The sequence below is a fragment of the Burkholderia singularis genome, assembly GCF_001718875.1.
GTDB lineage: Bacteria > Pseudomonadota > Gammaproteobacteria > Burkholderiales > Burkholderiaceae > Burkholderia > Burkholderia singularis.
Map to the genome: position 1 here is coordinate 843,422 of NZ_CP013449.1, position 21,026 is coordinate 864,447.

Sequence of the window (21,026 nt, forward strand, 5' to 3'; positions counted from 1 at the left end):
AGTGGACGAAGGCGTGGCGCGAGCGATCGGATAAGCGTCGCTTTTAACTGCGCTCGGAATTATCTGATTTTTTCTTTTTTGAAAAGACAAATTTTGTTTTGAAAAGATGCCGAGTGTTCGGTGGCTTACCGTTCAATGTAAAAAATAACTGCGCAATTATTAAATGACCCGCTATTTCAAGTTTTTTGAAAGTATGTTCGTTGGTCTACTCTGGTTTTTTAGCTGTTATTCGCAATGTTGGTTAGGTCACTCTTTTAAAGTGTTTGAAAGATCAAAAGGTAGAAAGTACTTAATATCCGTGGCTGCGAGGAGTGACCAGGGTTTGCGGGCAGTAGATCGAAAATCGCTAAATGATTTGACATTCTCGATGCGCCGCAGGTTTCCGTTTCCGGCAACTGTCCGGTAATCGTTTTTATCGGATTATTCACCCTGATAACGCCCCGCGCGAATCCGATTAATAGGGGATATTGCGTGAACAAAATCTACAACGTTGTCTGGAATAAGGCGCGAGGCCAATTGGTTGCGGTTTCTGAAATCTCGGGATCGAAGGGATCGACGGGAACGGTTGCATCGGCGGATCGGGTCATGGCTCGTGCTGAAGGCGAAGCGGCGGTTTCCCGCCAAACGCGTTTTTCATGGGTGAAGCTGAGCTTGATGTCGCTGTCGGTTTTCGCGGCGACCGGCTGGATGGCGACCGACGCCGTCGCACAGGTCAGCTATGCGGCAGGTTATAACGCGTCCGCCGGCCCCGGTGCGAATACCGGGTACGCGCCCGGCTCGCCGTGGGTGCTCAACAATCCGGCTTTCAGCGCAGGCTCGCTGCTGTACGGCACGGCCGTCGGCAATTACGCGAATGCGAACGGCGAAGGCGGCTCGGCTTACGGTGATCACGCGAGCGCGATCGGCCGCCTCAGCTCGGCGTTCGGCGCGTATGCCAGCGCGAGCGGCGACGGCGCGACCGCGATGGGCACCAGCGCGATCGCCGACATGCCGTATAGCGTCGCGATCGGTCTGAACGCGCAAGCCCTGCGCGACACTGGCACGGCGGCCGGCGTGCAAGACAGCGGCGGCGTGGCGATCGGTTGGAGCGCGAAGGCGCAAGGCGATAGCAGCGATCCGCTGCACATCTCGTCGCCCACCGCGGTCGGCACGAACGCTGCGGCGACGGCGAGCGGCACGGTGGCCCTCGGCGAAGGCGCGCAGTCGTCCTCTTACTATTCGAACGCGCTTGGCGCTTATTCGACCGCCGGCGGCCCGGGTGCCGTCGCGGTAGGCGGCGGCGCGCAAGCGACGGCGCAGGGTGCGGTGGCGATCGGCGGCGCAACGAGCGTCAACAATGCGTCGGCGCTGTCCGGCTTTGCGAGCGCCACTGGCGTCAACGCGGTGGCGATCGGCTCGGGCTCGCAAGCAAGCGGTAGCCAGGCGATCGGCATCGGCACGGGCAACGTCGTATCGGGTGCCAATTCCGGCGCGTTCGGCAACGGCAACACGATCCAATCGAGCAATGCGTTCGTGCTCGGCAACAACGTGACGATCGGCTCGGGCCTCGACGGCTCCGTTGCCATCGGCAACGGTTCGTCGGTCGCGGCGGCCAACCCCACCAGCAGCGCGACGATCACGACCGCGTCCGGCGGACAGATTACGCTGTCCGGCTTTGCCGGCGCGAATCCGACCAGCGTCGTCAGCGTCGGCGCCCAGGGGGCGGAGCGTCAGATCACGAACGTCGCGGCGGGCCGCATCTCGCCGACGTCGACGGATGCCGTCAACGGCAGCCAGTTGTATGCGGTGGCGAGCGCGGTGGATACCGCTGTCAACGGCGGCGGGATCAAATATTTCCACGCGAACTCGACCCGCACCGATTCGTCGGCGGCGGGCACTGACAGCGTCGCGGTGGGACCGGCGGCGACTGCCTACGGCGACGAGTCGATCGCGCAGGGCTTGAACGCGGTGGCCGGCGTGAGCGGCAACACGGCGGTCAAGGGTGACGTCGCGCTCGGCAGCGGTGCGCAGGCAACGGGCGGACAATCGCTCGCGCTGGGTGCGAATGCATCGGTGGCGACGGCGGGCGGCGTGGCGCTTGGCGCCGGGTCGGTCGCGAACCGCGCGGCCGGCACCTATACCGACCCGATCTCGGGCAGCAGCTTCACGACGACGATGGGCGCGGTGTCCGTCGGCCTCGAAGGCTCGCTGCGTCAGATCACCAACGTTGCGGCGGGCACGCAGGCGACGGATGCCGTGAACCTCGGCCAGCTTCAATCGGCCGTCTCGCAACTGAATCAGTCGATCGCCAACATTTCGAACGGCGGCACGAACGGCGGCAAGCCGGCGCAGCAATGGGCGACGGGTAATCCGTCGAACTACACGGCGCCGGTGGCGAGCGGCACTGGGGCGACGGCGGTCGGCAGCGGTAGCGTGGCGTCCGGCTCGAACAGCGTCGCGATCGGCGACGGCGCGTCGGCATCCGGCAACAACTCGGTCGCGCTGGGCGCGCATTCGGTTGCGAGCGCATCGAACACGGTGTCGGTCGGCTCGGTCGGCAACGAGCGCACGATCTCCAATGTCGCGCCGGGCGTCAACGGCACGGATGCGGTGAACGTCAACCAGTTGAACGCGAGCGTCGGCGGTGCGGTGAACCAGGCCAATCAGTACACCAACCAGCAGATCGACAGCGCGCGCCGTGACATGTACAGCGGCGTGGCTGCTGCGATGGCGGTGGCCGGATTGCCGCAGGCGACCGGCGCGGGCAAGAGCATGGTGGCGGTCGCGGGTTCGACGTGGCATGGCCAGCAGGGCTTCGCGCTGGGCGTGTCGACCGTGACGGACAACGGCAAGTGGGTGTTCAAGGGCTCGGTCACCACCAGCACGCGCGGCGGCGCCGGTGCGACGTTGGGCGCGGGATATCAGTGGTAAGCGAGCGGGAAGCCTGAAGTAGCGGTTTCACGGCGCCGGCCTCGCTCGCTGTTTCGCGAGGCGGCGCCGGCATAGGCGGATCGATGCGCCTATGCCGGCCGGTGTGATCAGCAAGCCGATATTTCAGTCTGTTTTTCTCGACCGCCTGCCGGCTTATGCCGGCAGGCGGTCGTGTCGTATTGGCGCACATGTTTCGAGCAGGTGCGGCGGCGCTCACCGCTCACCGCTCACCGCCGCGCGGCTTCGCATGGCGCACGGCTCGCGCGCGGGGGCGATGGCCCGGTTCGGCCGCGAGCGGATTTGCGCGAACGGGCTCGAGCGTCAGCGCACGGCGGTGACGGGAACGGTCGTCACGCGCACCAGGCGATCGAGGACGCTGCGGCGAAAGAAATGGGTGAGGGTGTGAAACAGGTCGCGGCGGGGCGCGGCGACGACGATTTCGTCGCAGCCGTTTTCAGCCGCGCAGGCTGCGATCGTATCGGCGATCGGCCCGATCTTCATCGTGACTGAGTATTTGACGTGTGCATCGTTGAGGATGCGAATGGCTTGGGAGAGATCGCTTGTCGAAAACTCATGCTCGATCCGGCGGAGTTTCGCGAGCGAATGGAAGGCTTCGAGACGGGTGGATTCGAGAGGAGGCTGGACGTTGACCAGGACGACTTCCGATGCGCATCGCTCGCGGTACAGAAACACGGCGTGCCGCACGGCCTGCAGCGAGCGCGGCGAGTGGCCGATGGGGACCAGCAGCTTGAGCATGACCAAACCTGTTGCGTAACGAGATGCTCGTAGGCTAGTGCGGTTGCTGTCGATATGGGCTAAAGAAAATCGAGGGACGCATAAAAATGTCGTAAACGGCGCCCCGCTCGTTTTAGAGTTATTGAAATTATAAAAAATATAAGTTTATGCGCATAAATAATCGGCGCCGATCCAACAGCGCATGATTTGCGCGAAATTGGCTCGCGGCGCGTCGTCGAACGAGGGGGGCTGCCTTTGAGCTTTCGGACTTTAGGTGTCCGGGCAGGGACATGTGCGAGGGCGGCGGCTATGCGCCCGCCAGGCGAAGCGGCGTATCGGTTGAGCCGGTCGAACCTGTCGAGCCGGCGACGAAACCCGTTATGCCGGAACGAACCGAATGCGAATCGAGTGGCGCTTGCGCGTTGTCGCATCGGCATCGGCATCAGCATCAGCGCAGCCGGCGGAGAACAGGCAAGCGGCCTCGCTTTAAGGCATCAACTGTCAAAGAGCCCGCCGATTCATGTCCGGCGTGCGCAAGCCGATGATCGGCGAACCGTCGGAAACTGTTTTAACGCGGCCCGGATTCTGCCGTGCAAACGGAATTCATCCCCGCTGGTCGATGTACTCGATATAACCGCGCCCGCTCTCGGGCTTGCCGTTATAGGAGCCTTCCCAGCGATAGCCCCCGACATAGCCGGCGGCAAGGCCATAAAGCATCTCCGTATCCACCGTCGCATTGATTTCGAATAGCTGTTTGCCGTTGCGATCGGTAATCGTCCAGCGAAACGTGCGCGGCAGGAACATCACGCTTGCATCAGGCGCAACGGCCGGGGTGTCCTGCACAGTGAGCACCGTGAAGCTGATTTTTCCGTCGATCTGAGTGGCGCCGCGTCCCGCGCGCCGCAGGTGGGCAAGGCGAGCGGCCGGCCGGCCCATGAAGGTCACATATGCGAGCAGAAGCTGGGTGTCGCTGTCGAGATTGATGATCTGGTAAGTGAAAAAGTCGAGCGGAATCCTGAAGCGGGGCGGCAGCGGGGCGTTGCGCAGCAAATACGGCGAAATCGTCCGGTAGTACTCCCACGAGGCGAGCCCGGAGACGGGCATCGAATTGCCTTGCCATGAAACGACGCCTTCGTAGCGTGCCAGCAGCGCGATGTGCTGATACAGGCGGCTATGGACAAACCACGTCCATTCGCCCGTTGCCGATAGGTTCAAATCGACGTCGAAGCCCGGACGCGACGTTTTCAGCCTGAACCGCGGATAGCGGCCGGACAGTTCGGCGTCTTCGCCGAAGCGGACCAGGCTGCCGTCCGGCGCGAAGGTCATATCGCGCTTCATCGAGTACGCGGTAAGCGCGCGGTTCGCCGCCGCCGCGGTGCCATGCACCAGCACCGCGGTATGCCGCGGGCCGTCCATGCTGACGATGTTGGCCGCATCCGTGATTTTCATGCCCGTCATGCCAAGCAACGATGCGAATGCCATATACGAGTGCGGCGCCGGAAGGTCGGGAATCATCACGCCGAAATGGGTTGCGCCATAACGGCGCGAGTTCTCGTGCGGCGCAAAGACGAGCGGCGACGGCATCCCGAAATGCTGATGCGGCTGCACGGTTCCAAGCAGGCGGCTGGCGAGCGTCGCGCCAAAGCCGGCCAGCCGGCCTTTGATATCTGCGGCGGGACGCTCGCTATCGACGGTTGGGCAGGGAATTCGCGCGGGTTTGCTACTTTCTGGGTTTGTCGACATGGGTATCCCAATCGATCGTGCGATATGAGGGCAATAACGGCGGCGCGCAGCATGTCGCGCTACCGGCAATATCATTACATTGACCAATGTAATGATATTGCCGGGGCATGAAAGTTGGGAGAAACCCGTGCAGACAACGCTTGGCCCAAGCGGCCGGCGACGATGTGCGTGCAGTATCGTTAGCGCAAAATCGCGACTGGCGGCAGCGTGAACCGTTCAGCGACGGGAGCGCCGATCACGCGCGCTCTGCCCGGGCAGATGCCCGCGCCGCTGCGCGCGGCGGCAGGAGACGTCGAGCAGAGCGTGGCTGCTGTCCGGCAGAGCGACGGCCCGACAGACTGTCCCATCCACCGCTCATTACATCAACAGGAGGGCTGCATGTCCGAGCCGAATGCACCGCGTGGCGCCCAGCTCGATCCGATCGTCGAGATGCCCGCACACCGGCTTGCCGATGCGATCCGGCGCAGGGAGGTTTCGTGCGTCGAGACGATGCGCGCGTATCTCGATCACATCGAGCGCGTCAATGCCGAGATCAACGCGATCGTCGCGTTGCGCGAGCGCGGCGCGCTGCTTGACGAGGCCGCGCACAAAGACGCCGCGCTTGCGCGCGGCGAGTATGCAGGCTGGTTGCATGGAATGCCGCAGGCGCCGAAGGATCTATCGATGACCAAGGGGATCGTGACGACGCTCGGCTCGCCGATCTTCCGCACGATGACGCCGTCGGCCGATGCGCTGGTGGTGGCGCGCATGCGCGCGGCGGGCGCGGTATTCATCGGCAAGACCAACACGCCGGAGTTCGGGCTCGGTTCGCATACGTTCAACGAAGTCTACGGCGCGACGCGCAACCCCTACGACCGGACGAAGAGCGCGGGCGGCAGCAGCGGCGGCGCGGCGGCCGCGCTTGCCGCGCGGATGCTGCCCGTCGCCGACGGCAGCGATTTCGGCGGATCGCTGCGCAATCCGGCCGCGTTTTGCAACGTGTACGGCATGCGGCCTTCGCAGGGGTGTGTGCCGCACTGGCCGGCGCTCGACGTGTTCGTCCAGCAACTCGGCACCGAAGGGCCGATGGGGCGCACGGTCGCCGACGTCGCGCAATTGCTCGCGATCCAGGCCGGCTATGACCGGCGCGATCCGCTGTCGCTCGCCGACGATCCGCGCCGCTTCGCGCAATCGCTCGATGCCGATCTGCGCGGCACACGCATCGCGTGGGTCGGCGACTGGAATGGTTATCTCGCCACCGAGCCGGGCGTGCTCGAGCTGTGCGAAGCGAGCTTCGGCGCGCTGCGCGCGATCGGCTGCGAGATCGACGCTGCGCTGCCGCCGTTTTCGCCCGAGCGGCTGTGGCGAACCTGGCTCGCGCACCGGCATTGGCTGGCCGGCGGCAGCCTGCTGATGCATTACCGCGAGCCGGCGCGGCGCGCGCTGCTCAAGCCGGAGGCGATCTATGAAGTCGAGGGATTGCTGAAGCTGGGGGCTGCGGACATCCTCGAGGCGAGCGCCGCGCGCAGTGCGTGGCATCAGACGCTCGCGACATTTTTCGACCGCTACGACTATGTAGCCGCGCCGGCCGCGCAGGTTTTCCCGTTCGACGTCGACATGCGCTGGCCGGCGACGATCGCAGGGCGCGAGATGGGCACCTATCACCGCTGGATGGAAACCGTCGTGCCGTGGACGCTGGCCGGCTGCCCGGTCGTCAGCGTGCCGGTGGGCTTCAATGCGGCGGGCCTGCCGATGGGAATGCAACTGATCGGCCGGCCGCGCGATGACTTCGCGGTGCTCCAGCTCGCGCATGCATACGAAAGCGAATGCGACTGGGTGAGCGCGCGCCGTCCCCCGTTGCCGGGCGCGTGAGCCGGCCGGCGATTCGTTTCGATATGTATCCGTGATTGCATTGGCCGCAATCCCGCCCCGACAATTCGACTCGACACGATTTGATTCATAGGGAGATTCGCATGAAGACGATTCACCGTTTGGCAAAGCGCGCAGCGCTTGCCGGTTGCGCGGGCGCCATGCTGCTGGCGGGCAACGGTGCGTTCGCGCAACTCGATTTGCAGAATCTCGGCTCGTCGCTGTTGGGCGGCGCAGGCGCGTCGCAACAGCAGGCGGGCTCGACGGGCGTTTCGCAATTGCTGCAATCGTATGTCGGCGCGAACCAGCAGGTGCTTGCCGGGCAAGCGAGCCTTGCGTCGGCGATGGGGCTCAGCGGTGCGGCCGGGCAGGCGCAGCAGGCGGCAGGTTTGTTGACTCAGCGCGGCGCGGCGTCTGCATTGACGCCAAGCGCGCTGTCGCAGGTGGGCGGCGCGCAGCAATCGGTCGGACAGGCGCTGACGCAGGCGTTCGCGTCGCGCGGCGCAAGCGGCGGGGCGGCGGCGGGGGCCGGCGTCGACAAAGCTGCGTTCACGCGTGGACTCACGTCGCTTGGCGAAGGCCTCACGCAGTATTCGCACCTGCAATCGGGTCTCGGCGGGCTGAGCGCAGAGAATCCCGCTTCGTTGTTGCAGGCGGGGCTCGATCCGAACAATCTGAAGGCCGCGTCGTACATCGCTCAGAGCGCGCCGGGCCAGCTTCAGTCGATCGGCAGTACGCTCGGCGCCGCCGTGCGGTATGCGACGAGCCACGGCATTGCGGTGCCGGACGTCGCGTCGTCGGCGCTCAAGCTGCTGCCGTAATGCCGCCTCGGTCGCACTCGTAAGTGCGCCGAGCCTTTTGCGGCGGGCCGCCGCCCGCCGTGCGCGAGGCGGCCCGCTTGCCCCCCGCTCGCGCGGGGTTATTCGCGCAGTGCTATGGTGTGGCGTTTCGTCCTTTGCGAGCGGCACGATGCGCGACACTGTCGATCTTTCCCGTTATTTCACCCGTATCGGCTATCGCGGCCCAGCCGAGCCGACGCTCGACGTGCTGCGTCAATTGCAATTGCACCATCCGCTGGCGATTCCGTTCGAGAACCTCAATCCGTATGCGGGCTTGCGCGTCGCGCTCGATCTCGATTCGGTGTGCGGCAAGCTGATCGAGCGGCGGCGCGGCGGCTATTGCTTCGAGCAGAACAAGCTGTTTCACGCGGTGCTCACGCAACTCGGCTTTCGCGTGGCGCCGCTGATCGCGCGCGTTTATTGGCAGCGGGCGCCCGAACTGCCGCCGCCGCCCCGCACGCATATGCTGCTGCGCGTCGAACTGGACGGCGCGACGTGGCTCGCCGACGTCGGTTTCGGCTCGGTCACGCTGACGGCGCCGCTGCGCGTGTCGCTCAATCAGGCGCAATCGACGCCGCACGGTCAATTTCGCGTGACCAATGCGCCGGCGGCGGGTGAACTCGATCTCGAATGCGAGACGCCGTCCGGCTGGAAACCGCTGTACCGTTTCGCGCTCAGTCCCGTCGAATGGATCGACTATGAGGTGGCGAACTGGTTTACGTCGACGCATCCCGAATCGTTTTTTACGCACGATCTGGTGGTGTGCCGCGTGATGCCCGATTCGCGCGCGAATCTGTTCAACGACATGTTGACGCTGCGCGGATTGCGCGGCGATGCGCAGACGTCCCGGCTGCCGGATTTCGACGCATGGTCGGACTGTTTGCGCGAGCGGTTCGGACTCGATCTGGCTGGATTCGACGCGCCGGCACTTTATGCGCGCGCGGTCGCGCGCACCGATGCGGGCAGGGCGGCCGCCTGAGCCGGCCGGTGACCGGCGGCGGCTTGACGGCCCGGCGGGCTGCCGGGGGGCTGGAGTCGGCCCCGGCCGACGAACGGCCAGCGGCTGACAGCCGCTGCGGCGGTGCGATTTGATTTCGCGCGAGGACGGATGGCCACTGGCGGGCGCGGCGTGGTGGCGCATCCGGCGCATCCGCGCCGCCCATATTTCCTGCGACCGCCTGCGCCCGTCCGCGACAAGGCTCGCGCGCACGCTTATCCAGACGTGCGCCGAATCCGGCTGATCATGCGCCAGAATCGCGGGCACGCGGTGTGCCTATGCGAACCGCGAGCGCTTCGTTGCCGCTGCGCACCGCCCGCGCGTGCCGCAGGCGGTGCTTGCGATTGCGCTCAGGACTGCGCAGCGGCAGGCGTCGGATGCAGCGGCACGCGGCGCGGCGCGGCCTGATCGGCATAACGCTCGTTGGCGGCGTCGATGTTCGCGAGCAGCGTATCGACGTTCTTCAACAGATGGCGATTGTCGTAATCCCACGGATGGAAGCCCGGCCGGAAATAGTCGAGCCATTCGAGCGCGATGCTGGCGAATACGCCCTTCGTCGGGCTGTACAGAAACTTGAAGAGCCGCCACATGCCTTTGAGCTTGCCGTGACGCAACCGATGCGCCAGCATCAGCCGGACGTGGAAATCGAAGATCACCGTCCAGAAGATCACGGTCGTGACGAGCATCGTGCCGGTGCGCAGCAGATAGGTTTTCACACCGGACGGCATCACCGCGTTCCAGACGTCGTAGGACACCGATTTGTGCTCGGTTTCCTCCGTCGCGTGCCACAGCCACATTTGCGTATAGCCTTGAACCGAGCCTTCGATCCAGCGCGACGGGTAGGCCAGCAACTGATTCGCGAACATCGCCGTGTAATGCTCGAGCGCGATCGTGATCGCGAGCTGGACCGAGTGCGGCAGCACTTTCTTGCCCCAGCCGAGGAACGTCCACAGGCGCTTGTCCAGCTTATGCGCGGGCAGGCCCGCCGCTTCGAGCAGATCGTTGTATTCGATGTGCTCGCGCGTATGCATGGCTTCCTGGCCGATGAAGCCCGCGACCTGCTTCTTCAACTCGGGATCTTGAATCTGATCGCGGTAGTTGCGTACCGAATCCATGAAGAAGCGCTCGCCCGCCGGAAACAGCAGCGACAGCGCGTTCATGAAATGCGTGACGGGCGCGCCCTGGACGTGCCAGTCCTGCACGCGATCGGCGGGCAGCGCGAAACGGATGTCGCGCCGCACCGGCAGCAGATGAGGATGAGTCATGATTGTTCGCCTCCGTGGTTGGCTGCGTTGTCGTAGGTGGCATGCACCGGAGCCGGCGCGGGCGGCGTGCGGCCCGATGCACGGCGCGCCCGCGAGCGTTGCAGTTTGGTCGCGAGCACGACGAGCGATTGATACGCGCTGGGCAGCGTGCGTGCGAGCCAGTCCGCGCCATGCGCGTCGCGGCCGATCAGCACGCGGCGCTTGTTCTTGCGCACGCCGTCGAGGATCACGCGCGCGGCTTCGTCGGCGGTCGTGATGAAGAACTTCTCGAAATCCGCCTTGCCCTGCTGCTCGCTCTCGACGATGAAGCCGACCATGTTCTTCGCAAGCCGCGCCGATTGCGCGATATTGGTGCGGATGCCGCCCGGATGCACGCAAGTCGCCGACACGCCGCACTTCATCAGATCGAGTTCCTGGCGCAGCGATTCGGTGAAGCCGCGCACCGCATATTTCGTCGCGTTGTAGCCGCTCATGCCCGGCTGCGCGAAGATCCCGAAAATGCTCGACGTATTGACGATATGGCCGTCGCCGGACGCCTTCAGGTGCGGCAGGAACGCCTTCGTGCCGTGGACGACGCCCCAGAAATTGATGTTGACGATCCATTCGAGATCGCTGTATTCCATGCCGTCGATCGTGCTCGACAGCGCGACGCCTGCGTTGTTGAAGATGAGGTTCACGCGGCCGTGCGCCGCGGCGGTCTCGTCGGCCCATGCGTGCATCGCGGCGCGATCGCCCACGTCGAGCGCACGGGTGGTGACCTGGATGGAAGGCGCGAGCGCGCGCACGATCCGTTCGGTCTCGGCGAGACCGGTTTCGTTCTTGTCCGCCAGCGCGACGTTGCAGCCGTCCAGCGCGAGCTGCACGGCGAGCGAGCGGCCCATGCCCGAGCCTGCGCCCGTGATTGCTGCGACTTTGTTGGTGAAACTCTTCATGTTCGATGACCTCGTGCGGTTCAGGCTTCAGCGGGCGCCGGCGCGGCGGCGGCGGGCGCGGGCGCGTCGGCGGGGGCCGTGCGCTGCGCGTCGCGGGGCTTGGATTCGTAGTAGTACGGCTGGTAGGCCAACATCGAGAAGCATTCCGTCTCTTGCCGGAAACGCCAGGTGAAATCGGGCCACAGCGTTGTGTTTCTGCCGGTTTTCGGGTCGAGATACCAGCTGTTGCAGCCGCCCGTCGACCATACCGTGCCTTTGAGCTTGGTCTGTATCCGGTCGTTGTAGTCGTGCTCGACGCTCGGGCGCACGTCGATCGCCTCGACACGCTCGGTGCGCATCGACTTCAGCGCGCCGAGCACGTATTCGATCTGCGACTCGATGATGTACACCATCGAGTTGTGGCCGAGACCGGTGTTCGGGCCCATCAGGATGAACCAGTTCGGATAGCCGGGAACGGTCGCGCCGAGGTACGCGTGCAACCCGTCGCGCCACGTGTCGACCACGTCGACGCCGTCGCGTCCGATGATCGTGCCGCGCGGGAACGGATTGTTGATCTGGAAGCCGGTGCCGTAGATCAGGCAGTCGACCTCATGGCGCTTGCCGTCCTTCGTGACGACCGCATCTTCTTCGATCCGCTCGATGCCGGTCGTGACGACATCGACGTTCTTGCGCGTGAGCGCCGGGTAGTAGTCGTTCGAAAGCAGGATTCGCTTGCAGCCGATCGTGTAATCGGGCGTGACGGCCGCGCGCAGCTCCGGCTCGGAGATCTGGCGGTGCAGATGGCGCAGCGCAAGCTTTTGCACCAGTTTCATCGCCGACGGGTGAACGGCGAAACCGAGCACGCGCGATTCGAGCATCCAGTACAGGCCGCTGCGCAGCAGCTTTTGCGTGAACGGCAGATTGCGGAACAGCCATTGCTCGAGGCCGTTGATCGGGCGATCGGGCTTGGGCATGATCCACGGCGGCGTGCGCTGGAACAGCGACAGCCGTGCGACGCGCGGCGCGATCTGCGGCACGAACTGAATCGCGCTCGCGCCGGTGCCGATCACCGCGACGCGCTTGCCTTCGAGCGGGTAGTCGTGGTTCCAATGCTGCGAGTGGAACGCTTCGCCCTTGAAGCGTTCGATACCGGGAATGTCCGGCAATGCCGCGCGCGACAGGCCGCCCATGCCCGAGACCAGCACGCGCGCGACCACGCGCTTGCCGTTGGCGAACGCGAGACGCCAGCGGCGCGCGGCTTCGTCGTAGGTCGCGTTGACAAGCTCGTGATCGAAACGCAGATGCGGATACACGCCAAAGCGCTGCGCACAGTCTTCAAGGTATGTGCGAATTTCCGGCTGTGGGGCGAACATCCGCGTCCAATTCGGATTGGGAGCGAACGAAAACGAATAGACGTGCGATTGAACGTCACATGCACAACCGGGGTAATGGTTGTCGCGCCAAGTGCCGCCGACCGAATCCGCTTTTTCGAATACCGCGAAATCCTCATGGCCGGTTTGCCGGAGGCGGATCGCCATCCCGAGCCCGGAGAAACCGGTGCCGATGATTGCGATGTCCAAGGTTTCTTCCGCGTTCGCGCCGTCTAGCGGAACGAGGGGCAACTTGCTGCGCGCGTTCATCCAAGCGTCTCCTATTGGCTCACTTTTAAATGTGACATTAAATGATGTCACAATAAGCCAGGAAAGCCTGATCCGCAAGGCGGGTAGACCGGAGACTCTAGGCGCTCGCGCGCGTTTATTGCACCGCGATAACAGCGGTAATTCGTATGGACAAGGGCTGGATTCGCGGCCCCGTTAATTCGATGTGCGCCGCCGCAATACGCCGAACGTGATGGCGAGTTGCGCGGCCGCATAGAGAAACCAGATCCATTCGTCGATACCGGCGAATGCGAAGGCGGGGAGAAAACGCCCGATGCCGATCATCGCATCGGAGCCGACGAACGCGAGCGCGCCGGCGGCGATCTGTGGGCCGGGCGTGCGTGCGCATAGCGCGAGGCTCGCCATCACGCTGAGCGTCGCGATGTAGGCGGCGACCGGGGCCGCGAGCACGGCCAGATGCGGAAAGAACGCGGCGTACAATCCGGGCGCCGCCGCCCACAGCGCCGCGAGCGCAACCGCCCGCGGCCCGCGTGGCGCGGCTCGCCACGGCGCGAACAACGCGCAGTAGGCGAGATGGGCGAGCAGGAACGCGCCGAGGCCGGCGACGAACGACAACGGCCACTGCGGGAGCGCGAGCAGCACGTCGCCCAGCACCGACGCGCCGAGCGCCGCGACAAGCCAGCCGCGCTCGCGTGCGGCGGGATGCTGGAGCGCCGCGACGAGCAACAACATGCCGAGCGCCGCTTTGGCCGCAGGTTGGCCGGGATAGGGTGTATGGCCGAGCGACAGCCCGTACAACAGCGCAGCGAACGCCGCGGCGAGCCAGAGGCCGCGCGTGCGCACGGGCAGATTGGATAACAAAGTTGTCTCCTTGCATGTAGCGGATTGACGCGCGCGGGCGGCGGCCAAGTCTGCGGGATGAGCACGAAGACAATTTCAGGGACGGATAATTATCCGTCAAGCGCAGCGAAGGACGGTTGATCGCGACAGCGCGCGCCAGCGGCGAGTTAAGAGCGGGCGAAGCGGGAAGGCGAAGCCGGCCGCTGGTCGTTCCGCTGCCGCCCGGCGGCCCGGCGCCGCAGGGGATGACCTGCGCACGCGCGTGGCCCGCGAGCGGGACGCGGGCCGGCCGCTATGGGCGCGGGTGCGCCTAGCGCTTTTTCGGCCCGCCTTTTGACGCTTTCGATGCCGCCTTTCCGAGCGCGAGCGCCGTGTCCTGCGCGGCCTGGTTGCTCAGCTTCTTGTCGAGTATCGTCGCGACCCTGCCGCCCAGATAATCGCTCGACGCCGCTTCAAGCGCGCGATTCATCTCACCTTCGACGAATACCGCCGACAGCGGCCGCAGCCGCCAGATCGCGTCGACGAGCGCCGGTACGTCGGTGGGCGGCGGCAGCGAGCCTTCGTCGTAGCGGTCGAGGCGGCGCACGACGAGTTCGACGAGTACGCGTGCGATGGCGTCGAAGTACGGGCGCGTGAGCGAGATCGCGTCAAGCAGTTCGCGTGCCGGAATGCCTTCGCGCACCATCGCCGCCGCGGCTTCGATGAGCGCCGGGCTTTTTGCGATGAACGACAGGCCGCGCCGCTCGAGCAGGCCCAATTCGGCGACGCGCCCGAGCGAAGCGGGCGTCTGCGGGCCGAACATCTGGATCAGTTGCGCGAGCGAATAGCTTTGGGGGCGCTCGTGCGACCAGCGGCCGCCTATCGCGTTCTCGAGACCGAGGATCGAGCGCAGATCGTGGCCGTCGTCGATCGCCTTGATCAGATCCTGGATGTTCGACAGCGTGTAGCCGCGCGCGAGCAAGTGATTGATGACTTTCAGGCGCGCGACGTGCGTGTCGTCATAAATGCCGACGCGGCCGCGCTTGCGCGGCGGCGAGAGCAGGCCGCGATCCTGGTACGCACGCACGTTGCGTACCGTCGTGTCGGCCATGCGCGCAAGCTCGTCGACCGTGTATTCGCTCGGCGCCGTTGCTTCGTCGGCGCCTTCGGCTGATTGGGTAGGGTTTGATTTCGACATGCGGCGATTTTAACGCGGCGATGTGTCTCAATGTGAGACGTCGATGACAGCTTCTGACGGCGGGTGTTGCGCGCCGTCGCCAAGCGGGCGCTGCAGCAGCGCGGTGTCGATCCAGCGGCCGTGCTTGAAGCCGACCGCGCGCAAGGTGCCGGCCGGCTCGAAGCCGAGCGTGCGATGCAGCGAGGCCGAGCCGCCGCGGCCGCCGTCCGCGATGACGGCGATCATTTGCCGCCACGGCCCGGCTTCGCAGCGCGCGATCAACGCGGCGAGCAGCGCGCGGCCGATGCCGCGGCCGCGATGCGCATCGGCCACGTAGATCGAATCCTCGATCGCGTAACGGTACGCGCTGCGGGACCGGTACGGCGTCGCATACGCATAGCCGGCGAGTTGCCCGTCGAATTCGGCGACGAGATACGGCAAACCGTGCCGCAACACCGCGTCGCGCCGGGCGCGCAATTCGTCGACGGCGGGCGGCGTCTCTTCGAGCGAGGCGACACCCGTCAGCACGTGATGAGCATAGATCGCATGGATCGCGCCGAGATCGGGGTCGACCGAGTCGCGCACGGCGACGCAATGGGCGGGCGCGGGAGCAGTGCTGGTCATGACAGGGGCAGGCAAGGTTGGGCAAACCGTCACTATGCGCGTATCCAAAATTGTTCGCACAAAGGCGGGCGCGCGGCTGCCGGCTGGCGGGCGTCGCGGCGTGCGGCATTGAGTGCGCCGGTTGCGGCGCATGACGTCGCCACCGGAGATTGGCGCGAGAGGCCGGCACGATAAAGCATGGCGCCGATCGCGGCACCGCGCCGCACCGGCTGACGGCTCGCTCAAGTTTTCGCGCGGCGGGCCGTAATAACGCGCGACTGTCCTTCGAACCAGGCGGCTACGCCGCGACATCTTTCGGTCATGAACGCTTTTTTCTCCCGTTTTACGATTCGCACCCGGATTTTCGCGACGCTGGGGTTCGTCGCGGTGCTGCTGGCCGTCGCGAGCAGCGTCGGCTTCTACGGCATGCAGCGCTCGAACGACGCACTCGACGACGCATACGCGCGGCAGCTCGCCGGCAAAACCGCGCTGTCGGCGGCAAGCCTCAATCTCGCGATCGCACGCACCACGCTCGATCGCGCGATTCTGCATCCGGAGGCGCCGGACGTTGCGGCCACGGTCGCGAAGGCCGAGCAGTACCTCGCGTCATCCGATCGCGCATGGCGCGATTACGATGCGCTGCCCGACAATGACAGCGAGAAGTCGCTGATCGCGCAGGCGGGCACGGCGCGCCGCGCGCTGATCGATAGCGCGATCCGCCCGATGCTCGACGCATTGAAAGCGGGCCGGCACGACGAAGCCGACCGCCTGGCGATGACGGTCACGCCGCCGCTGTCGGTCGCGTGGGTCAAGGCCGCCGCGGCGCTCGACGATGCGCGCGCGGCGCGCGGCCAGGCCGCTTACGACGAGGCCGAGCGGATGTATGCGTGGCTGCGCATCGCGATGGGCATCGGCATTGCATGCGGGCTGGCCGCGTGCGTGGGGTGCGCGATCGGTCTGCACTACGCGATTTCCCAGCCGCTCGCCCGTATCCTCGCGCACCTGCGCCGCTTGGCGGACGGCGACTTGACAGCCGAACTGCGCTGGACGTCGCACGACGAAATGGCCGAACTCGTGAAGGGGCTGACGACGATGCAGAAGAGCCTGGCCGACACGGTACGCAAGGTGACGGACGGCTCCGAGACGATCGCCACCGCGACGCGCCAGATCGCGGCCGGCAACACCGACCTGTCCCAGCGCACCGAGGAGCAGGCGGCCGCGCTGCAACAGACGGCCGCGAGCATGGAGCAGCTCACCGCGACGGTCAAGCAGAACGCGGACAACGCGCGCGAGGCGCAGCACTGCGCGGACAGCGCGACCGAAATCGCGACGAAGGGCGCGACCGTGGTGGGCGAGGTGATCGGCACGATGACTGAAATCGATCAAAGCTCGCAGAAGGTCGCGGATATCATCGGCACGATCGAAGGGATTGCGTTCCAGACGAACATCCTTGCGCTGAACGCAGCCGTCGAGGCCGCGCGCGCGGGCGAGCAGGGGCGCGGTTTCGCGGTGGTCGCGGGCGAGGTGCGAACGCTCGCGCAGCGCTCGGCGTCGGCCGCGAAAGAGATCAAGGCGCTGATTGGCGAATCCGTCGAGCGGGTCGCGACGGGCTCGCGTCTCGTCGGCTCGGCAGGCGACACGATGCAGGAAATCCAGCGTGCGATCGCGCGCGTGACGGGCATCATGACCGAAATCGCGGCGGCGTCGAACGAGCAGCGCGACGGTATCGAGCAGGTGAACCGCGCGGTGTCGCAGATGGACCAGGTGTCGCAGCAGAATGCCGCGCTCGTCGAGCAGGCGGCGGCCGCGGCGGCATCGCTGGAGGAGCAGGCCGACGGGCTGCGCCGCACGGTTGGCGTATTCCGCGTGGCCGAGGCGGCGTGAGCCTGGCGCCCGGGCGGCGCTGGGCCCGGGTGCCGGTTGATGGGCGTGCCGTATGCGCGGCCCGCCGCCGCGCATACGGCGTCAGGCCGGCGCCGGCGCGATCGACGCAGCCGCCCGTTGCGATGCGACGATGATCAGTTTCATCGTCGCGCGCGTCGCGCCGACGAACAGCTTGCGCGCCGCGCGCGCGTCGAACGCGTCGAAATCGACTTCGGTCAGGATCACGCATGGCGCGGCCTGCCCCTTGAAGCGGTAGATCGAATCGAGCATCACGTCGCCTTCGCGATATTCGGGGTTGCCGAACAAATCGTAGCGGCCGGTGAAGCTCTTCACGCGATGCGGGCCGAGCTGCTCGAGCGCGGTGAACACCGAACCGTCGCGGCCGCGGAACGACAGCACCGCGATGTCCTGCTTGCGAAAGCCGAGCGACAGCGCGTGCGTGATCGCGCGCTTCGTCGCGTCGATGCACGCTTGCGCGCCCGCGTCGCCGGATGCCGGATCGTAGGTGGAAATCGAGAGGTCGGAGCCGCCGAACGGGCTGCCCGAGACGAGCCGCGCCGCGAGCGGTTCGATGCCGCCGACGATCTCGCGCACATAGTCGAGGATATCGCGCGGGCTGCGGTAGTTGGTCGTTTCCTCGATCGTCACCCAGCCGGGCAGCGGCACGCTCTCGCGCATGTAAAGGTTCTGCAGCGGATCTTCGAGCCACCACCACGCGCCGCCGGGCGCGACAAGCCGCTCGAGCGCGGCGGCCCACGGCGGCTGAAAGTCCTGCCCTTCGTCGACGATCAACGTGTCGAAGCGCCAGCGCTCGGCGATCGGCGTTTGCGCAAAGCGCGCTTCCAGTTGCGCGAATGCGTCGCGCGAGCCGAAATCGGGCGCATAGCCGCTGTCGCGCAGCACCCAGTCACAGAGCTGGTGGTAGTTCGCGATTTTCGCGTGTTCGGGCGCGATACGCGCGACGTGATCGGCAAGCGGCCGATTGAAGCACACATAAAGCACGCGCCGGCCTGCCGCGACGGCATCGCGCATCGCCTGCACCGCGAGCTGCGTCTTGCCCGAGCCGGCAGTGGCGATCACTCGCAGCCTGAACGGCTCGAACGCGAGCCGCCGCGCCCACGTCGCGAGCCCTCCGGACAGCCGCGTGACGAGCGTATCGGCATGGCCGACGAGCGCGCTCGTGTCCGGCGTCAGCGCCAGTTCGTCCGCGAGGAAGTGATGGATTTTCGCCGCGCCTGGAAACGGCGGTTCGTCGGCGGGCAGCGCCGCGACAATCTGCTCGGCGAGCAAATGCTTGCGCGCCGCATCGACGATCTGCGCGGGCGCGACTCCCGCGATCGCCGGCTCCTTCACGGTGTAGTCCGGGCAGTAAAGCAGCGCGTCGACGCCGTAAGCACCCGCGCCGAATGCGGCCGTGAGCCGCCTGCGCAAATGTTCGAGCGTGCGCGCAAGCTGGATCGACACGTTGCGCTCGGTTTGCAGATAGACCTTGACGAGCCCCTTGGGAGTCTCGCGCAGAAAGCCTGCTTTCTGCTCGATCAGCATGATGCGGCCGGCGGGGCTCACGATCACGAAATCGGCTTCGCCGAACACCGAGAAATTCTGGTCGGCGCGCGTCCAGTGCACGCCGTGGTAGACAGTGTAGGCGTCGGGCAGCGTCCGCTCGAGAGTCGCGAGCGTCTCGCGTTCGCGCTCAGCCGCGCCGGCGGCGGCAAGATGTTTCCAGTCGTCGGGAATGATGCGGGCCATCGTCGGTCCTGACAGTGCGTGCGTTCGAAAGACGTCGGCGTATTGTACGCACGTCGTGCGCAAGCACGCTGGGCGGGCCGCAGCGCAACGTTTTCGGTGAGGAATGCGGTCGGCAGTGGGCGCCGTTAGACCGGCAAGATCGAAGGTAACGCGGTACGAGGCCGGCGCGAGTCGAGGCCCATGCTGTCCGCGGGGATGGCGGAAAAATTCAAGCAGCTTGGCTGCTGCCGTCGGAGGGGGCGCTGTTTGGCGGCGAAGCCGCTTGCGGTGGCGCGCCATGTGCTTGACACAGCTCGAAGGCTGGAGCGGGCGGCCGCGATGTTGTTGAAACCAGCGTTATTTAAAACGGATTTGATTGGGCGCCGAAGCCCAAGCCCGGCGGCCCGGCGCAACTCGTGCCGTTGCCCCCAAGTTCGGCTCGCCTCGAGCGCGCTGCTTTTCGGATGGAGACCGCCGCGCCGACGGCGCCATCCGAAACGGACGCTCGCTGAATTCTCGCAGCCCGCGTTTGCCACCAAGCTACGCCACCCCGGGCGCGGCGCGTTCGCGCGCTCAGGAGCGCGACAAACGCTTCGCCAAGTCGGCGCTCAGAATCGCGAGGCGCGCGGGTTTTTCGTAGCAGACGACGTCGTACATACGAATTACTTCGCTGATCTCCACCTCGCTCGCACGGCCGGTCAGCAGGTCGCCCGTCAACACGAAAATCGGCGCGCCCGGATTGTCCGAGGCGCGCACTGCCTGAATCGCGTCGGCCGCGGTGCGATTGTCGAACATCCATTCGGTGACGATTGCGTCGAACGCCTGGCCTTGCAGCGCGTCAATGAACGCGGCCGCGCTCGCGAAGCGCACGGTCACGAAACCTTGCTCGTCGAGATAGCGGCAGACTTCGTTGGCGCTTACGGTGTCGGCGTCGATCACCGCGACGAGCAGCTTGTCGTTCTCCGCGCGTCGCGGATAGATTTCAATTTTGTGAACGTCGTATGCGTTTTGATAGAGCGTGCCGGTGTGACGCATCACGCGCCAGCGGCCGTGCTGTTCGTAAGCGACGAACTCGGGGCGCGCGCCCGGTTCGAGCAGGCCGCCAATCCATGCGGTGCATGGAATTTCGGCGATGCCCGAGTACAGCATGGCGTCCTGAGCGCATGCGCCGACCATGCCTGGATCGAGGGCTTGCGCGCCGAACAGCTGCGCGGCGGGCTCGCCATATGCTTCGGCGACTTTCTTGATTTGCGACAGCGTCCACGGGCTGCTGCCGCGCAATTTGCGATGCCCCTGCGAAAAACTCAAATCAAGAATGCGGCAAAGCTCGGTGGTCTGTTGACGCTTGCCGATGCCGTGGCGAGTCATGAGCTCGCGCACACGCTCTGCGACGGCAAGAGAGTCCGTAGTGATTGCTTCGTTGGCCATGTGCTGCGCAAAACGATCGGATCGAATGACGTTCGAACATGCACGCCTCGCGGCGCACGGTACGGCATCGCACGATGCCCCGGTGTGAAGCGAGCCGACCGGCCACGCGTGAAAGTGTGAACTTTACCGCAAAACAAAGTTCGCTCCGCGCACCTATGTGCGCTTTTTCTGTGAAAGGTGTTTCCGCAGGTAACAACCGTTCGCGATGGACGTCCGGCGGTATCCGGCGTGACGACGAATAAGCCGCGAATTGCCTCGAATCGCCGCGAATGGACACGCGCAGGACGTTCGCTGAGCGATGCCCGGCGCTACCCGAGTGGATCGTAGGGTACAGGCGCGGCACCGCCGGCCGATAGCGCGACGATCGCGCGCAGCTCGTCCAACGTGAAGCGTCCGCCCAGCAGGATCTGGCCGTTCAGCCAGCCGGGCCGGTCATGTTGGCGATCCCAGGCAACGCGGCCGTCATCCTTCGCAGAACTGAGCATGACGCGTGCGATTTCCTCGTTCACATCTGAAACTC

General features: G+C 65.6%; 16 protein-coding genes. 5 read left to right on the top strand and 11 right to left on the bottom strand.

What is annotated here, in order from left to right; genetic code table 11:
- The first annotated feature begins 471 nt into the window (after positions 1-471).
- A complete protein-coding gene (locus AQ611_RS19620; RefSeq protein WP_083237464.1) occupies positions 472-2,910 on the top strand; it encodes a YadA-like family protein in 2,439 nt (812 codons plus the stop codon).
- A 321-nt stretch (positions 2,911-3,231) separates the two neighbouring features.
- On the opposite strand, the gene AQ611_RS19625 is transcribed toward AQ611_RS19620, so the two are convergent.
- A complete protein-coding gene (locus tag AQ611_RS19625) occupies positions 3,232-3,666 on the bottom strand; it encodes a universal stress protein (RefSeq protein ID WP_069235751.1) in 435 nt (144 codons plus the stop codon).
- A 582-nt stretch (positions 3,667-4,248) separates the two neighbouring features.
- Positions 4,249-5,388 carry a DUF6670 family protein gene (locus AQ611_RS19630; protein ID WP_069235752.1) on the bottom strand — a complete coding sequence of 380 codons (1,140 nt, stop codon included), beginning with the start codon at positions 5,386-5,388 and terminating at the stop codon, positions 4,249-4,251.
- A 378-nt stretch (positions 5,389-5,766) separates the two neighbouring features.
- Between AQ611_RS19630 and AQ611_RS19635 the strand changes: the two genes are divergently transcribed.
- The 3 genes from AQ611_RS19635 to AQ611_RS19645 all read left to right on the top strand — a co-directional run bounded on the left by AQ611_RS19635 (position 5,767) and on the right by AQ611_RS19645 (position 9,054).
- The gene (locus AQ611_RS19635) at positions 5,767-7,239 is read left to right on the top strand and encodes an amidase (RefSeq protein WP_069235753.1); all 1,473 of its coding nucleotides are present in this window, start codon (positions 5,767-5,769) and stop codon (positions 7,237-7,239) included.
- 101 nt (positions 7,240-7,340) lie between these two features.
- A complete protein-coding gene (locus tag AQ611_RS19640; protein ID WP_069235754.1) occupies positions 7,341-8,057 on the top strand; it encodes a hypothetical protein in 717 nt (238 codons plus the stop codon).
- Between the two features lie 148 nt (positions 8,058-8,205).
- A complete protein-coding gene (locus AQ611_RS19645; RefSeq protein ID WP_069235755.1) occupies positions 8,206-9,054 on the top strand; it encodes an arylamine N-acetyltransferase family protein in 849 nt (282 codons plus the stop codon).
- Positions 9,055-9,422: 368 nt separating this feature from the next.
- On the opposite strand, the gene AQ611_RS19650 is transcribed toward AQ611_RS19645, so the two are convergent.
- The 6 genes from AQ611_RS19650 to AQ611_RS19675 form a co-directional block, all read right to left on the bottom strand.
- Positions 9,423-10,337 (bottom strand): metal-dependent hydrolase, encoded by a 915-nt coding sequence (locus tag AQ611_RS19650; RefSeq protein ID WP_069235756.1) that lies wholly within the window; start codon positions 10,335-10,337, stop codon positions 9,423-9,425.
- On the bottom strand, positions 10,334-11,269 hold the full coding sequence (locus tag AQ611_RS19655) for an SDR family NAD(P)-dependent oxidoreductase (RefSeq protein WP_059514456.1): 936 nt from the start codon (positions 11,267-11,269) through the stop codon (positions 10,334-10,336). The genes AQ611_RS19650 and AQ611_RS19655 overlap by 4 nt, the downstream gene beginning before the upstream one ends.
- 20 nt (positions 11,270-11,289) lie before the next feature.
- The gene (locus AQ611_RS19660; RefSeq protein WP_069235757.1) at positions 11,290-12,888 is read right to left on the bottom strand and encodes a flavin-containing monooxygenase; all 1,599 of its coding nucleotides are present in this window, start codon (positions 12,886-12,888) and stop codon (positions 11,290-11,292) included.
- 174 nt (positions 12,889-13,062) lie between these two features.
- On the bottom strand, positions 13,063-13,728 hold the full coding sequence (locus tag AQ611_RS19665; protein ID WP_069235758.1) for a lysoplasmalogenase: 666 nt from the start codon (positions 13,726-13,728) through the stop codon (positions 13,063-13,065).
- 289 nt (positions 13,729-14,017) lie between these two features.
- Entirely contained in the window at positions 14,018-14,884 is an 867-nt protein-coding gene (locus AQ611_RS19670; RefSeq protein WP_059514448.1) for a MerR family transcriptional regulator, read from the bottom strand.
- 27 nt (positions 14,885-14,911) lie between these two features.
- Positions 14,912-15,487, bottom strand: a complete 576-nt coding sequence (locus tag AQ611_RS19675; RefSeq protein ID WP_069235759.1) for a GNAT family N-acetyltransferase — start codon at positions 15,485-15,487, stop codon at positions 14,912-14,914.
- 300 nt (positions 15,488-15,787) lie between these two features.
- Here AQ611_RS19675 and AQ611_RS19680 point away from each other — a divergent pair, with 300 nt between their 5' ends.
- Complete coding sequence (locus AQ611_RS19680) at positions 15,788-17,350, top strand: methyl-accepting chemotaxis protein (RefSeq protein ID WP_069235760.1); 1,563 nt, start codon at positions 15,788-15,790, stop codon at positions 17,348-17,350.
- Positions 17,351-17,431: 81 nt separating this feature from the next.
- Here the strand turns inward: AQ611_RS19680 and AQ611_RS19685 are convergent, their stop codons facing one another.
- The 3 genes from AQ611_RS19685 to AQ611_RS19695 form a co-directional block, all read right to left on the bottom strand.
- Positions 17,432-19,099, bottom strand: coding sequence for an ATP-binding domain-containing protein (locus tag AQ611_RS19685; RefSeq protein WP_069235761.1), 1,668 nt, complete (start codon positions 19,097-19,099; stop codon positions 17,432-17,434).
- A gap of 552 nt (positions 19,100-19,651) precedes the next feature.
- Positions 19,652-20,506, bottom strand: coding sequence for a helix-turn-helix domain-containing protein (locus AQ611_RS19690; RefSeq protein WP_059514441.1), 855 nt, complete (start codon positions 20,504-20,506; stop codon positions 19,652-19,654).
- A 308-nt stretch (positions 20,507-20,814) separates the two neighbouring features.
- On the bottom strand, positions 20,815-20,991 hold the full coding sequence (locus AQ611_RS19695) for a hypothetical protein (protein WP_176704054.1): 177 nt from the start codon (positions 20,989-20,991) through the stop codon (positions 20,815-20,817).
- Between the last annotated feature and the right edge of the window lie 35 nt (positions 20,992-21,026).

What these genes read in the sequence shown, in the direction of transcription:
- AQ611_RS19625 (WP_069235751.1), bottom strand. Translation starts at nt 3,666, where the DNA reads ATGCTCAAGCTGCTGGTCCCCATCGGCCACTCGCCGCGCTCGCTGCAG.
- AQ611_RS19630 (WP_069235752.1), bottom strand. Translation starts at nt 5,388, where the DNA reads ATGTCGACAAACCCAGAAAGTAGCAAACCCGCGCGAATTCCCTGCCCA.
- AQ611_RS19635 (WP_069235753.1), top strand. Translation starts at nt 5,767, where the DNA reads ATGTCCGAGCCGAATGCACCGCGTGGCGCCCAGCTCGATCCGATCGTC.
- AQ611_RS19640 (WP_069235754.1), top strand. Translation starts at nt 7,341, where the DNA reads ATGAAGACGATTCACCGTTTGGCAAAGCGCGCAGCGCTTGCCGGTTGC.
- AQ611_RS19645 (WP_069235755.1), top strand. Translation starts at nt 8,206, where the DNA reads ATGCGCGACACTGTCGATCTTTCCCGTTATTTCACCCGTATCGGCTAT.
- AQ611_RS19650 (WP_069235756.1), bottom strand. Translation starts at nt 10,337, where the DNA reads ATGACTCATCCTCATCTGCTGCCGGTGCGGCGCGACATCCGTTTCGCG.
- AQ611_RS19655 (WP_059514456.1), bottom strand. Translation starts at nt 11,269, where the DNA reads ATGAAGAGTTTCACCAACAAAGTCGCAGCAATCACGGGCGCAGGCTCG.
- AQ611_RS19660 (WP_069235757.1), bottom strand. Translation starts at nt 12,888, where the DNA reads ATGAACGCGCGCAGCAAGTTGCCCCTCGTTCCGCTAGACGGCGCGAAC.
- AQ611_RS19670 (WP_059514448.1), bottom strand. Translation starts at nt 14,884, where the DNA reads ATGTCGAAATCAAACCCTACCCAATCAGCCGAAGGCGCCGACGAAGCA.
- AQ611_RS19675 (WP_069235759.1), bottom strand. Translation starts at nt 15,487, where the DNA reads ATGACCAGCACTGCTCCCGCGCCCGCCCATTGCGTCGCCGTGCGCGAC.
- AQ611_RS19680 (WP_069235760.1), top strand. Translation starts at nt 15,788, where the DNA reads ATGAACGCTTTTTTCTCCCGTTTTACGATTCGCACCCGGATTTTCGCG.
- AQ611_RS19685 (WP_069235761.1), bottom strand. Translation starts at nt 19,099, where the DNA reads ATGGCCCGCATCATTCCCGACGACTGGAAACATCTTGCCGCCGCCGGC.
- AQ611_RS19690 (WP_059514441.1), bottom strand. Translation starts at nt 20,506, where the DNA reads ATGGCCAACGAAGCAATCACTACGGACTCTCTTGCCGTCGCAGAGCGT.
- AQ611_RS19695 (WP_176704054.1), bottom strand. Translation starts at nt 20,991, where the DNA reads ATGCTCAGTTCTGCGAAGGATGACGGCCGCGTTGCCTGGGATCGCCAA.